This window comes from Corynebacterium halotolerans YIM 70093 = DSM 44683 (genome assembly GCF_000341345.1).
GTDB classification, from domain to species: domain Bacteria; phylum Actinomycetota; class Actinomycetes; order Mycobacteriales; family Mycobacteriaceae; genus Corynebacterium; species Corynebacterium halotolerans.
Window position 1 is genome coordinate 1,059,793 of the sequence record NC_020302.1, and the last position, 12,928, is coordinate 1,072,720.

Annotated in this window: 12 protein-coding genes; 7 read left to right on the forward strand and 5 right to left on the reverse strand. The window is 68.9% G+C overall.

The window, feature by feature from the left end; genetic code table 11:
- Window positions 1-72: 72 nt before the first annotated feature.
- Both A605_RS05025 and A605_RS05035 read right to left on the reverse strand, forming a co-directional pair.
- The gene (locus tag A605_RS05025) at window positions 73-1,524 is read right to left on the reverse strand and encodes an MFS transporter (protein ID WP_015400419.1); all 1,452 of its coding nucleotides are present in this window, start codon (window positions 1,522-1,524) and stop codon (window positions 73-75) included.
- A 367-nt stretch (window positions 1,525-1,891) separates the two neighbouring features.
- Window positions 1,892-2,236 carry a DUF5997 family protein gene (locus A605_RS05035; RefSeq protein WP_015400420.1) on the reverse strand — a complete coding sequence of 115 codons (345 nt, stop codon included), beginning with the start codon at window positions 2,234-2,236 and terminating at the stop codon, window positions 1,892-1,894.
- A 63-nt stretch (window positions 2,237-2,299) separates the two neighbouring features.
- Between A605_RS05035 and A605_RS05040 the strand changes: the two genes are divergently transcribed.
- From A605_RS05040 to A605_RS05060, 5 genes are all read left to right on the forward strand, one after another.
- Window positions 2,300-2,995, forward strand: a complete 696-nt coding sequence (locus A605_RS05040) for a LysR family transcriptional regulator substrate-binding protein (protein ID WP_015400421.1) — start codon at window positions 2,300-2,302, stop codon at window positions 2,993-2,995.
- A gap of 95 nt (window positions 2,996-3,090) precedes the next feature.
- Window positions 3,091-3,756 carry an LGFP repeat-containing protein gene (locus tag A605_RS05045; protein ID WP_015400422.1) on the forward strand — a complete coding sequence of 222 codons (666 nt, stop codon included), beginning with the start codon at window positions 3,091-3,093 and terminating at the stop codon, window positions 3,754-3,756.
- A gap of 251 nt (window positions 3,757-4,007) precedes the next feature.
- On the forward strand, window positions 4,008-5,396 hold the full coding sequence (gene phoH2, locus A605_RS05050) for an RNA 5'-3' helicase PhoH2 (RefSeq protein WP_015400423.1): 1,389 nt from the start codon (window positions 4,008-4,010) through the stop codon (window positions 5,394-5,396).
- Between the two features lie 59 nt (window positions 5,397-5,455).
- Complete coding sequence (locus tag A605_RS05055; RefSeq protein WP_027004324.1) at window positions 5,456-5,989, forward strand: GNAT family N-acetyltransferase; 534 nt, start codon at window positions 5,456-5,458, stop codon at window positions 5,987-5,989.
- 246 nt (window positions 5,990-6,235) lie between these two features.
- A complete protein-coding gene (locus A605_RS05060) occupies window positions 6,236-6,715 on the forward strand; it encodes a DUF898 family protein (protein WP_015400425.1) in 480 nt (159 codons plus the stop codon).
- Between the two features lie 100 nt (window positions 6,716-6,815).
- Here the strand turns inward: A605_RS05060 and A605_RS05065 are convergent, their stop codons facing one another.
- Window positions 6,816-8,408, reverse strand: a complete 1,593-nt coding sequence (locus tag A605_RS05065; RefSeq protein ID WP_015400426.1) for an MDR family MFS transporter — start codon at window positions 8,406-8,408, stop codon at window positions 6,816-6,818.
- On the reverse strand, window positions 8,402-9,085 hold the full coding sequence (locus A605_RS15690; RefSeq protein WP_015400427.1) for a TetR family transcriptional regulator: 684 nt from the start codon (window positions 9,083-9,085) through the stop codon (window positions 8,402-8,404). Before A605_RS15690 ends, A605_RS05065 begins: the two co-directional genes overlap by 7 nt.
- Before the next feature lie 251 nt (window positions 9,086-9,336).
- Between A605_RS15690 and A605_RS05075 the strand changes: the two genes are divergently transcribed.
- Complete coding sequence (locus tag A605_RS05075) at window positions 9,337-10,296, forward strand: hypothetical protein (protein WP_015400428.1); 960 nt, start codon at window positions 9,337-9,339, stop codon at window positions 10,294-10,296.
- Window positions 10,297-10,316: 20 nt separating this feature from the next.
- Window positions 10,317-11,273 carry a hypothetical protein gene (locus A605_RS05080; RefSeq protein ID WP_015400429.1) on the forward strand — a complete coding sequence of 319 codons (957 nt, stop codon included), beginning with the start codon at window positions 10,317-10,319 and terminating at the stop codon, window positions 11,271-11,273.
- A gap of 98 nt (window positions 11,274-11,371) precedes the next feature.
- Here the strand turns inward: A605_RS05080 and A605_RS05085 are convergent, their stop codons facing one another.
- On the reverse strand, window positions 11,372-12,775 hold the full coding sequence (locus A605_RS05085; RefSeq protein ID WP_015400430.1) for a class II fumarate hydratase: 1,404 nt from the start codon (window positions 12,773-12,775) through the stop codon (window positions 11,372-11,374).
- Window positions 12,776-12,928 lie beyond the last annotated feature (153 nt).

Genomic DNA, 12,928 nt, shown 5'->3' on the forward strand with positions numbered 1-12,928 from the left:
GTGACCGGGGGTGGGGGACAACTTCCGTCGAGAGAGGGGTGGGGGAGGCCGGCTGTCCTGGCCTGTCGGCTCCTACCGCGGGGCGGGGGCGTTCAGGGCCGGCTCATGAGGGGAGTCGCCGGGAACCTCCCGGCCGGCGGGCTCCGCGTCGGCGACGATCTCGGCGTCGGCCGGGGAGCGCGGGATGAGGGCGGTGCAGATGGCGCCGATGACGGCGACACCGGCGAAGAGGTAGAAGGCGCTGGAGGCTCCGAAGCCGGCGGCGATGATGAGGCCACCGATGGCCGGGCCGACGATGCCGCCCAGTCGGCCGAAGCCGGCGACCCAGGACACCCCGGCGGCACGGGAGGAGGTGCCGTAGTAGTTGGAGGCCAGGCCGTAGGTGAGCACCTGGGTGCCCAGGACGCCGACGCCGGCGAAGGCGATGGCGATGTACAGCAGCGGCGCGAAGGTGATGAAGGGGAGGCCGAACAGGCAGACGGCGGCCAGCGCGAAGGTGGAGGTGATGATGGTCTTGGGGCCGATCTTGTCGGCGAACCAGGAGGCGATCAGACCGCCGATGACAGCGCCGCCGTTCAGGGCGAACAGGGAGTACAGGGAGTTGTCGGCACTGGTCCCGGCGGCCTGCATGATCTCCGGCAGCCAGGTGTTCAGGCCGTAGGTGGACAGCAGACCGATGAAGGACATGGCACCGATCAGGACGGTGCCCGGCAGGTAGGCGCGGGAGAAGATGCCGGCGAAACCGGTCTTCTCGACGGCCTTTTCGGCCTTGGCGGCGTTATCGGCTGCGGCCGGGGCGGGGACGTCGGCGACGATGAACTGATCCTCCGGCAGGCCGTGCTTGACGCAGAGGGCACGGGCGTCGGCCTTACGGCCGCGGGCGACGAGCCAGCGCGGGGACTCCGGCAGGGCGAAGAAGGCGAGCGGCAGCAGGAAGACCAGCGGGGAGGCGCCGATCAGGAACAGGCCGCGCCAGCCGATCAGGTCCTCGAGCCCGATGGCGAGCAGGGAGGCCATGACGCCGCCGGCGGGGACGCCGGAGTAGACGATGGCGTTGAAGAGATTGCGGCGGTTCTTCGGGGCGAACTCCGCGATGATGGCACCGCCGGTGGCGACGATCATTCCGACACCCAGACCGGTGAGGAAGCGCAGCGCGCCGAACATCACGATCGAGGTGGACATCGCGGTCAAGGCCATACCGAGGGAGAACCAGATGATGGCGGTGAGCATCAGCTTGCGGCGACCGAGGCGGTCACCGATGGCGCCGGCGGTCAGGGCGCCGATCATCACGCCGATCATGGCGTAGGAGCCGAGGGTGCCGGCGACGGCGGGGGAGAGTTGGCCGATGTGGCTCGGATCCTCGAGGAGGGTCGACAGGACCGCGCCGTAGATGACGAGGTCGTAGCCGTCGAAGAGGATGGAGACGCCGACGACCGCGAGAATGAGGTAGACGGTCAGGCGGTGCCTGGGGGATTCCCAGGTGTCTCCCGCGCTGCGGGTCCCGGTGGTGAGTGGTGCGTTCACTGGTCTGCTCCTTTGCGAGTCCTGTGAGAGTTTCTCTCCGTGACGGAGGGTTGAGAGCAATTTAAAAGTGTTCCGCGCCACATGGCACTAGGGGAAACCCTCAATAGTACCCAGGGGGACTTGTCCGGGGTCCGGGAAATTGTTAAGCGCCGCGGCTCTTCGTTGCCGGGCGGCCGACAGTACGCTGGCCAGCGAAGACGCCGTCCCGGACGGGAGCGGGAAAGGGGTCCGCGGGTGCCGTTTCCGACCGTCGCCCGCATCCCGGTCGGAGTGATGCCGCTGCCCCCTTTCGGGTGAACAGAAGGGCGGCAGGCGAACTTTTTCGTTCGTCTGCCGCCCTTGAGGGTGACTTTTCCTGCCGGCGGGGTCAGTCCTCCGCGTTGTCCTCACCGGTGCGCTCCGCCCGGCCCTCGGCCAGTGCGGTACGGGCGGTGCTGAGCCATTCCGGCTGGTTCTCCAGCAGCTCCTTGATCTCCGCGGTGGTCAGCGGCTTGTCCATGTCGTTGCGCTTGAGCGCGGCGATGGTGATGCCGAGCTTCTGGGCGACGACGGGACGCGGGTGCGGCCCCGTGCGGCGCAGCTCCTGCAGCCACTCCGGCGGGTTATTCTGCAGTTCCTTCAGCTCCGCATGGGTGACCGCGTTGGCCTGGAAATCCTCTGGGGTGGCGGGCAGGTAGATCCCCAGCTTCTTCGCCGCGGTCTGCGGCTTCATGGCGGTTCCGGACGGGACGCGGACAGAGTCATCATTCACGCCCTCAACGGTAGCATTACCCCCATGCTGACCTTAAGCTTCGTCACCGGCACTGAGCCGGGAAAGTGGTTCCACCGCTTCCGTGAACGCACCGACCACGGCGGGCTGGTCACGATCGACTCCGACGACGCACTCGCCGAGCTTCTCGACGGCCGCGCCGACCTCGCCCTGACCAGGCTGCCGGACGCGCGCGTCACCGACGACCACCACGTGGTGCGCCTCTACGGGGAGTCCCCCGGGGTGGCCGTGCCCAGAGAATCCGTGTTCGCAGAGCTGGGGGAGGACGTCGCCGCGGCGGATCTCGCCGACGAGCACGTCAACTACCGGATCGCCGCCGACGGCACCGTCGACGTCGCCGAAGTCCGCGTGGGCCTGCAGGTCGTCGGCGCCAACGTCGGGGTGGTGATCGCCCCGCGCCCGCTACTCAAGGTCCTGGCGAAGAAGCAGGCCGTACCCCTCGGACTGGATGATCCGGGGGTGCCCCACACCGAGATCGCCCTGGTCTGGCACCGGGACGGCGACTCGGAGGCGATCCAGGACTTCGTCGGCATCGCCAAGGGACGCACGGTCAACTCCTCCCGTCAGGCCGCACCGAAACGCACCGCACGGGAGAAGGCGCTGGCGAAGCAGGCGCGCCGGGTGGACAAGGGGCAGCGCTCGGGACAGCGACGTTCGGGCGGGGCCAGCGGGTCCGGTCCCCGGCGGAAGAAGTCACGATGAGCTCACGTTTCCACCACGATGATTGCACGGCGTGACATAGACAACACACAATGGTGGCGAGACATAGACCTCGATGCCTGAAAGGGTGACCGCTCATGCCTCGCACCACCACCATGACCCGCCGACTCCTCACCGGATTCGCCGCCGCGTCCCTGACCCTGGGGCTGGCGGCCTGCGCCTCCGTCGAGGACGACACGCGACTCGGCGACGACTCCCCGGAACAGACCGGCGCGGCACACACCACCCCGGAAGGCGCCGACACCGCGAACCCGGGGGACATCACCACCGTCACCGACACCACCGCCGGCGTGCAGGACGAAGGCGCCGGCGGTTCCCAGGACACCGGGGACCCCCAGGCAACCGAGGAGGGAGCGGAGGGGGACACCCAGGAGATCGACCTCGTGGACGGTTCGAGCGTCGCGGTCCCCGTGCCCCTGGCAGAGGCGATCAACACCCACTCCGCGGACTTCGGCACCCCGACCGGCGTCGAGGAAGGCTCGGACGGGCGGTACCTGGTCTCCTATGAGGAGGACAGCTACCTCGCCTACTCCGCGGACACCGGGGCCCAGCCGCTGATCGGCATGATCGCGCAGACCTGGATGAACGAGGGCGGCCTGGACTCCGACCTCGGCCTGCCGACCGGACCCGAGGAGGCCATCCCCGACGGTGAGGGATGGACCCAGGAGTTCACCAACGGCACCATTTCCTGGGTCCCCGCGCCACTGGGAGACGAGTACACCTCCGAAATCGAGCAGAACTAGCCGGAAGCTGAACCCGCGATGACACCCCGGTCGAGGGCACTTAACGCACTGTTCATCTCGCAACCACGAGATTTCCATGTGGCGGGGATAGCCTGCGTTCAACCGGGCGGCACCGCGGTTCGGGACCGGACCAGTCGCCCGGCCACGACCGTCGTCAGCAGGTACCGGCGCGGCGGCCGTGACACCGACCCGCTGATCGTTCGCAGTGGCCCGCCGGGTACCCGGCGGGCTCTGCAAGGGGAGTCATCGTCATGTTCGACCCGACCACCGGCACCGCCGAACTCAACCACCTTCCCGTCCGCGACCTGCGCACACCCAGCGCCGTGACCACCCGCACCTACGTCATCGACACCTCCGTGCTCCTGTCGGACCCGTGGGCCCTGCGTAAGTTCGCGGAACACGAAGTGGTTCTCCCGATCGTCGTGATCACCGAGCTCGAGGACAAGCGTCACCATCCTGAACTGGGCTGGTTCGCCCGCCAGGCCCTGCGGATGCTCGAGGAGCTGCGCCAGACCTATGAACGCCTCGACCAGCCGGTGCCGGTCAACGTGGACGGCGGCACTCTCCGCGTCGAACTCAACCACCAGGACCAGACCCAGCTGCCGGTGGCCTTCCGCGGGACCGGCGGTGACCACCGCATCCTGGCCTGCGCCCTCAACCTGCACAACGAGGGCAGCGACACAGTCCTGGTCACCAAGGACGTGCCGTTGCGGGTTAAGGCCGGCGCCATCGGTCTGGCGGCAGACGAGTACCACGCCCAGGATGTGGTGCTCACCGGCTACACCGGCATGGCCACCGTCCGCACCGACAGCTCCGTCATCGACGCCCTCTTCCGCGACGGTGAGACCGAACTCCCCGCCGACGCGGCCACGGACACCGGGGTCGAGGCCGCCGACCTGCCCGTGCACTGCGGCGTCACCCTGAGCACCGCCAGCCAGTCGGCACTCGGGCGCGTCACGGCCGACGGCGCGATCCGGCTCGTACGCGGTGACCAGCAGGCCTTCGGGCTGCAGGGCCGCTCCGCCGAGCAGCGCATCGCACTCGACCTGCTGCTCGATCCGGGCGTGGGCATCGTCTCCATCGGTGGACGGGCCGGCACCGGCAAGTCGGCGCTGGCGCTGTGCGCGGGACTGGAGGCAGTTCTCGAGCGCCGGGAGCACCGCCGCATCGTCGTCTTCCGTCCCCTGTATGCCGTGGGCGGGCAGAACCTCGGCTACCTGCCCGGCTCCGAGACGGAGAAGATGAATCCCTGGGCGCAGGCGGTGTTCGACACCCTCGACGGGCTGGTCTCCGACAACGTCATGGAGGAGATCCAGGCCCGTGACCTGATCGAGGTCCTGCCCCTGACCCACATCCGCGGCCGCAGCCTCCACGACTCCTTCGTCATCGTCGACGAGGCCCAGTCCCTGGAACGCAACGTGCTGCTGACCGTCCTCTCGCGCCTGGGCCGCGGCTCCCGCGTCGTGCTCACCCACGACATCGCCCAGCGCGACAACCTGCGGGTCGGACGCCACGACGGCGTGCAGGCGGTCATCGAGAAGCTCAAGGACCACGAGCTGTTCGCCCACATCACACTGCAGCGCTCCGAGCGTTCCGCGATCGCGGAGCTGGTGACCGATCTGCTGGAGGACCACCGGTGACGGCGGCGCCGACCACCCCTCGTTTGCGGCGCAGTTCCGGAGCGGACACAATCGGAAATATGGCAGAAGCGACCTTCACGCTGCGCCCGATCAGGCCTGAGGATTATCCCCAGGTGCGGGCGATCTATGAGATGGGCCTCGAGTCCGGACATGCGACCTATGAGACTGAGGCCCCCACCTGGGAACAGTTCGCCCACCAGAAGATTCTGGAGACGGTGTTCGTCGCCGTCGACAAGGAGAATCCGGAGCAACTGCTCGGGTGGGTCTCGGCGGCGCCGATTTCCACCCGCTCGGTCTTTCACGGCGTGGTCGAGGACTCGATCTACATTCACCCGGCCGCGCAGGGCAGGGGAGTGGCCGGAGCGCTGCTCGACAAGCTCATCGAGGTGTGCCAGGACCTGAACAAGTGGGGCATCCACTCCTGGATCTTCCCCGAGAACAAAGGTTCGGCGAAGCTGCACATCTCCCGCGGCTTCGAGAAGGTGGGCACCCTGCGTCACCTGGCCAAGATGACCTACGGCGAGATGGCCGGCCACTGGCGTGACACCGACATCTACGAAAAGCTCCTCCCCAAACCGGACGGGGACGACTGAGACACATGCACCCATCATCTGAACCCGTCACCCCCGCATTCCGGGGAGGGCGGGTTCCTTTCTTTCCCGGGACGGTGGAAAGGGGTGGTTCCGCGCCGCAGCGAGCACACGCGTTCGACAGGGACGGCGGTGGTGTCGCGCCACCCCGATAGCTTCTGGGGTGCCGCACCCGGCCGGGGTCCGAATCAGCGGATCCCGCGGCGGTGCCCGTTGCCATCTTCCTTTCGTATCCCCCAGGAGACCGTCATGTCCACTCCCGTCAACCAGCCCCCGCACCCCGACCCGGCCCCGTTCGCCGCGGCCGGGGTCCCCTTCGCGACGCCCGTCCCGCCGGTCGCGCAGGTGCACCCCGGACAGGCACACCCCGGACAGGCGCTGCCGGTCGTGCGCCCCGTGCCGGGTGCCGCCATGTACCGTTTCGACGGGGGCGCCGCCAGCTGGTTCGGCGTGCAGCTGCTCGCGCTCCTGGTCACCGTCTGCACCCTCGGCATCTGTTTCCCGTGGGCCGTCGTCATGGTCTACCGCTGGCAGACGAAGCACACGCTGCTGTTCGGCCACCGGCTGCGGTTCACCGGCTCCGCCTGGGGCCTGTTCGGACAGTGGATCAAGTGGTGGCTGCTCACGGTCATCACTCTCGGCATCTACAACTTCTGGGTGTATCCCCGCATGACCCGCTGGATCGTGGAGCACCAGTGCTTCGCCGAGCCCGAGCTGGCCCTCCAGTAGCCACGTCCCACCCCGGACACGACAGAACCGTCCCTCCCCGCCGACGCCGCAGCGCCGACCGGGGGAGGGACGGTTCCCGTTTTCCGGCAGGAGTCCCGGACTACTCGACCGTCTCCTTGAGCTTCTCCTCGCGCACGGGCAGCAGCAGGAGGAACGCGAGGACGGCCAGCGGCACCATCATCAGGAACACCGGGGTCAGGCCGTCGTTGTAGCTGAGGAGCACCGCATCCTGGATCGGTTCGGGCAGCTGGACGACCGCCGCCGGAGTCAGGGAGTTCGCGGCTTCGCCGGCCTGCCCGAACTGCTCCGCCCACCCGGCGCCCTCGGGGCCCAGGGCACGGAACGCGCCGGGCAGGTGCTCGGCCAGGTTGGTCTGCATGTTGTGGATGAACAGCGAGCCGACCAGGGAGGCACCCAGCGAGGAACCGATCTGGCGGAAGAAGTTGTTGGTGGCGGTGGCGGTGCCCACCATGGTGACCGGGAAGCTGTTCTGGACGATGAGGACGAGCACCTGCATGACCAGCCCGAGGCCGAAGCCGAAGATGAACAGTATCGCGCCGAGCACGACCAGGGAGGTGTCCACGGTCAGCCGCGACAGCAGGAAGAGCGCGACGGCGACGACGGCCATGCCCACGAGCGGATAGTACTTGTACCGCCCCCACTTGGAGATGAGGAATCCCACGATCGTGGAGGTGCCGATCATGCCCACCATCATCGGGATCATCATCAGGCCGGCGTTGGTCGGGGTCAGGGTGTGCACCATCTGCAGGTAGGTCGGCAGGTAGCCGAGGGCGCCGACCATCGCCAGGCCCAGGACGGTGCCGGCGGCGGTGGTCAGAACCATGTTCCGGTTGCGGAACAGCGTCATCGGGATGAGCGGATCAGACGTCCGCAGCTCGACGAGGACGAACGCGACCGCACCCACGACCACGACGGCGGCCAGGGAGAGGATGACCGGATCCCCCCAGGCGTACTGGGTGCCGCCCCAGGTGGTCAGCAGGATGAGACTGGAGGTGGTCACGGCCATGAGCAGGGTGCCCAGCCAGTCGAAGCGCCTGCCCCCGGTCCGGCCGGTGCCGGTGCCGAGCTTGAGCACGAACAGGGAGACCAGGAAGGCGATGACACCGAGCGGGAGGTTGACCCACAGGCCCCAGCGCCAGCCCGGGCCGTCGGTGAACCAGCCGCCCAGGACGGGGCCGAGAACGGAGCTGACGCCGAAGACGCCGCCCATGATGCCCATGAACTTGCCGCGCTGGCGGGCCGGCACGACCTCGGCGATGATCGCCTGGCTGGTGACCATCAGGCCGCCACCGCCGAAGCCCTGGATGGCGCGGGCGAGGATGAGCATCTCCATGGACTGGGCCGCGCCACCGAGGGTGGAGCCCACGACGAACACCACGATGGCGAACAGGTAGAGCCACTTGCGTCCGAGGGTGTCGCCCACCTTGCCGAAGATCGGCATGGCGATGGTCATCGTGACCAGGAAGGCGGAGATCACCCAGCTCATGTGATCGACGCCGCCGAGCTCACCGACGATGGTCGGCAGCGCGGTGGAGAAGATCATCTGGCCCAGCGAGCTCATCAGCATGCTGATGATCAGCGCGGCGAAGATCAGGCCGACCCGGCCCTCGTTGGCCTTGACGGTGTCGGTGGGGGTCTGCGGTTGTTGACTGTGGGAGACGTTGCTTACCATGTCAGCTCCTTCGCCAGGTTCGTGATGGTCTCCGCGGCCTCGCGCAGCAGGGTGCCGCGGTCGGACTCGGAGGTGGGGGAGAGTTCGGGGTGGGCCAGATGCACCCACACCGTCTCGCGGATCAGCCCGTTGATGATGCGGGCCTCCAGCTCAACGGGACGGTCGGGCAGCTTGCGGTCCCCGGGCAGTGCCTCAAGGTGCGCGACGATGAGACCGTGCAGCTGCCGGGCCTGCTCCCGGAAGCGGTTGAGCGAGAGCGCCGCCAGGGCGGGCTCCGCGTTGACGATGCGGCGGCGACGCTCCCGCAGACGGTCGGCGAATTCCTCGCCGCCGCGTTCGGGGTCCTCGTCGTCGGAGTCATCGCCGGTGACCAGCAGGTCGATGGCCAGGGCCACCAGGTTGTCGGAGGGGGTCGTGAGGAAGGTCTCGCGCCCCCGCTCGCCGAGGATCAGAGGAGGGGTGCCGAGGACGGCCTCGTCCTTGGAGTCCATGTAGTTGAAGAAGGTCCGCCGGCTGATACCGGCGCGGGCGCAGATGTCGTCGACGGTCACGGCGTCGAAGCCGCGTTCGTCGACGAGCGCCGTGGCGGCGTCCTCGATGTCGCGGTGGGTGCGCAACCGTTTGATCTCGCGCCACCCTCCCGGGTGTTCGGGGTATTCAGTTGTCGAGTCGTTCATGACCGGCAATCCTACACAATTTTGCACAGAGTGCACTTTTGCCCCGGGTGCAAGCTTCCCCGCTCGGCGGTACCCGCCCCCGGGACGCCGCGCCGGCACGGGCGCGCGGCCGGAGAAGACCCCGCCGAGCTGGGAGGACGGTGGGTGCGGGTGATTTCCAACAGTGATACCGTCGCAGGCAGAGGCGCTGCTGTGGAATAGCTCTCCCCACGGCACGCGCACGACCCCGAGCAGGACGGAGGAGGCCGGACATGTTCTTCCGTCGGCGAGCCAGAAAGCGTCTCGGCGAGCCCGACCCGAGCTTCCCGGGCATGACGCGGGGACGCGCCGACGAGCTGCGCACCGCCCTGCGGAAGGCGGTCGCCGACTCGGGGGCGACGGCCCGCTTCGACGGGATGCACGGCATCATCGAGCACCCGCGTCGGGGCAGGGTGACGCTCAACCTGGAGAACCTCGTCGACGACGTCGCCCGCTCCCAGCACCCGCGCGCCGCGGCGACCATGGCCCGGTCCTTCGTGGCGGCCATGCTCGACGACCGGGGCGCGGACATCCTCGACACCGCCGAGCTGTACGCCGGCCTGCGGCTGCGGGTGGCCCCCACCACCGGGCTGGTACCGGAGGAGTCGGAGATCGTCACCGCGGCGTCGCTGCACGCCTTCACCGCCGACACCGCGGTCACCCTGGTCCTGGACACGGAGCACTCCATCCGTACGATGCCGCTCGAGCGGCTGCGGCCCGTCGACGACCTGGACACCCTGGTGCGCGCCGCGCGCACCAACCTGCGGGAGGAACTGCTGGGCGCACCTGTGGTCGCCCAGCGCCACCCCGGCTCCGAGGAGCACCCGGGCGCGCGCTTCTGGTCGTTCGAGTCCGGCAGCTACTACATCGCCTCCGCCCCGATTCTCATCGAGGACGTCCTCACCTCCTGGGCGCCGGGGCTCGACCGCTCGCTCGGGGTCCTGTTCGCCATGCCCACCCGGCACGTCCTGCTCGCCCGCGAGGTCACCCTCGGCGATGACCTGCTCGAGGGGCTCGGCCGCATGGCGCCGGTGGCCGCCCAACTGGCGATCAGCCGCCCGCACACGGTCTCCCCGCTGCTGCACCTGTTCCACGACGGCGAGGTGAGCACCCTGTCGACCTTCGACCAGGAGGCCCGCCAGCTGCAGATCTCGCCCACCCCCTACCTGCTCGAGCTGATGAGCCAGCGCTGACCACAAGGTCCGCCTCCGCCATGAGCTTCCTCAACCGGCCCCCGGACCCGCGCGGCAGGCCCGACCGCCGGTTCCCGCCGCTGTCCGCGCGCCGGGCCGACCAGCTGCGCCGGGAACTGGCCGACACCGTCACCGCCCGCGGCGGGAGACTGGAGATCGCGGGCACCACCGCGCGCATCCTGCGTGCCGACGCCGGGCCCGTCACCGTCGACCTGGCCCCGCTGATCACCGCGCTGGCCGCCGACGACTCCCCGCACGCCGTGCCCGCCCGCGTCGAGTCCCTGGTCAAAGCCGTGATGACCCGGTCCGACCCCGCACGGATGGACACCGGTGACGTCTACGCCTGCCTGCGGGTCCGCCTGCTCCCGACGCTGGGGCTGGATGCCGGGCGACGCGAACTGCTCACCCGCACGAGGATCTTCGACTTCACCGCCGACACCGCCGCCTGCCTGGCGCTGGCGGCCGGACGCGGCAGCCGGCCCGTCGGCCCGGCCGAGCTGGCCGGACACGACGACGTCGATACCCTCGCGGTCGTCGGCACGCGCAATCTGCGCGCCGAGCTGGCCCGCGCCCAGGTGCGCGTCGATCTCCACGATCTGGGCCACCGGCGCCCCGGCGAGTACCTGTGGACGGTGGCCTCCCCCAACCCCTGGCTCGGTTCGGCACCGCTCGTGCTCGGAGAGTGCCTCGCGCGTTGGCTACCGGAGGCCGCGGACGCCGAGGGCGTGCTCTTCGCGATGCCGACGGCCACCCTTCTGCTGCTGCGCCCCGTGACCGCCGGCGAGGACCTCGTCGCCGGGGTGGAACTGGCGGCGCTGTCCGCCCACGAGGGGTGGCTGACCGGACAGCTGCCGTTGTCGCCGCTGCTGCACCTGTGGCGTGATGGGGCGGTGGAGACGGTCAGTGGGCTGGGGGAGGATGAACGCATCCGCATCACACCGGGGCAGTGGCTGATGCGGCGGGCACGGGGCGGGTGAGCAACGCCGACGGCCCCGCCGGGGCACCTCCTTTCAAGGATGTGCTCCGGCGGGGCCGTGGGAGACAGCGGGGTGGGTCGGCGACCCACCGCCGCGGCCTACTTGTCGCGGTCGGTGTTGGCCATTGCGAGGACATCCAGACGACGGTCCAGCTCCTCCTCGGTCAGCTTCTCGCCGTCGACGAAGCCCATGTCGATGACGGTCTGACGGATGGTCTTGCCCTCGGCCAGCGCGGTCTTGGCGACCTTGGCGGCGTTCTCGTAACCGATGGCGGAGTTCAGCGGGGTCACGATGGACGGCGAGGACTCGGCCTGCAGCTTCATGTGCTCGGCGTTGGGCTCCAGGCCGTCGACCAGACGCTCGGCGAAGACCCGGGAGGTGTTGGCCAGCAGGGTGATGGACTCGAGCACGTTGCGGGCCATCATCGGGATGAACACGTTGAGCTCGAACTGGCCCTGGGAGCCGCCGAAGGCCACCGCGGCGTCATTGCCGATGACCTGGGCGGAGACCTGGGTGGCGGTCTCGCACAACACCGGGTTGACCTTGCCCGGCATGATGGACGAACCCGGCTGCAGGTCGGGCAGGCGCAGCTCGCCGAGGCCGGTCAGCGGGCCGGAGCCCATCAGACGGATGTCATTGGCGACCTTGTAGAAGGAGACGGCGATGGTGCGCAGGGCGCCGGAGACCTCGACGAGGGCGTCGCGGTTGGCCTGGGCCTCGAAGTGGTTCTCCGCCTCGCTCAGCTGCTCAAGACCGGTGAGCTTCTTGAGCTCCTCGGTGACCTTGGCACCGAACTCCGCCGGGGTGTTCAGGCCGGTGCCGACGGCGGTGCCGCCGATCGGCAGCTCACCGACGCGCGGCAGCGTGGCCTCGACGCGCTCGATGCCGAGCTCGATCTGACGGGCGTAACCGGAGAATTCCTGGCCGAGGGTGACCGGGACGGCGTCCATCAGGTGGGTGCGGCCGGACTTGACCACGGACTTCCACTCCTTGGCCTTGTTGTCCAGGGAGGTGTGCAGCTGCTTCAGGGCCGGAAGCAGCACCTTCACCGCGGCCTCGGTGGTGGCCACGTGGGTGGCGGTCGGGAAGGTGTCGTTGGAGGACTGCCCCATGTTGACGTGGTCGTTCGGGTGGACCTCGACACCGTTGGCCTTAGCGATGGAGGCGATGACCTCGTTGGTGTTCATGTTCGACGAGGTACCGGAACCGGTCTGGAACACGTCGATGGGGAATTCCCCGTAGTGCTTGCCGTCCGCGATCTCCTTGGCGGCGGCGATGATGGCGTCCGCCTGCTCCGCATCGAGGGCGCCAGAATCCTTGTTGACCTGCGCGCAGGCGGCCTTCAGCAGGCCCATGGCGCGGATCTGTGCTTCCTCGAGACCGCGGCCGGAGATCGGGAAGTTCTCCACGGCACGCTGGGTCTGGGCACGCCACAGGGCCTTGGCCGGGACCTTGACCTCGCCCATGGTGTCGTGTTCGATGCGGAATTCCTGCTCGGTCATGAAATACCTTCCGTTGCTTCGGGATTGTGCGACTCCGGCGTGGTGGGAGACCGGGTGATGACATCCCGATTCGGGCTGCGGTGCCGACCTCGTCACGGTGGAGTCTGTGCCTTCAAGTATGGCCCAAAGCGCCGTGCGAATGTGCGTGAACCC

Bases quoted from the DNA above. Each gene is read 5' to 3' on its own strand.
- A605_RS05085 (WP_015400430.1), bottom strand. From the start codon at position 12,775: ATGACCGAGCAGGAATTCCGCATCGAACACGACACCATGGGCGAGGTC.
- A605_RS05055 (WP_027004324.1), top strand. From the start codon at position 5,456: ATGGCAGAAGCGACCTTCACGCTGCGCCCGATCAGGCCTGAGGATTAT.
- A605_RS05080 (WP_015400429.1), top strand. From the start codon at position 10,317: ATGAGCTTCCTCAACCGGCCCCCGGACCCGCGCGGCAGGCCCGACCGC.
- A605_RS05060 (WP_015400425.1), top strand. From the start codon at position 6,236: ATGTCCACTCCCGTCAACCAGCCCCCGCACCCCGACCCGGCCCCGTTC.
- phoH2 (WP_015400423.1), top strand. From the start codon at position 4,008: ATGTTCGACCCGACCACCGGCACCGCCGAACTCAACCACCTTCCCGTC.
- A605_RS05075 (WP_015400428.1), top strand. From the start codon at position 9,337: ATGTTCTTCCGTCGGCGAGCCAGAAAGCGTCTCGGCGAGCCCGACCCG.
- A605_RS05040 (WP_015400421.1), top strand. From the start codon at position 2,300: ATGCTGACCTTAAGCTTCGTCACCGGCACTGAGCCGGGAAAGTGGTTC.
- A605_RS05065 (WP_015400426.1), bottom strand. From the start codon at position 8,408: ATGGTAAGCAACGTCTCCCACAGTCAACAACCGCAGACCCCCACCGAC.
- A605_RS15690 (WP_015400427.1), bottom strand. From the start codon at position 9,085: ATGAACGACTCGACAACTGAATACCCCGAACACCCGGGAGGGTGGCGC.
- A605_RS05035 (WP_015400420.1), bottom strand. From the start codon at position 2,236: ATGAAGCCGCAGACCGCGGCGAAGAAGCTGGGGATCTACCTGCCCGCC.
- A605_RS05045 (WP_015400422.1), top strand. From the start codon at position 3,091: ATGCCTCGCACCACCACCATGACCCGCCGACTCCTCACCGGATTCGCC.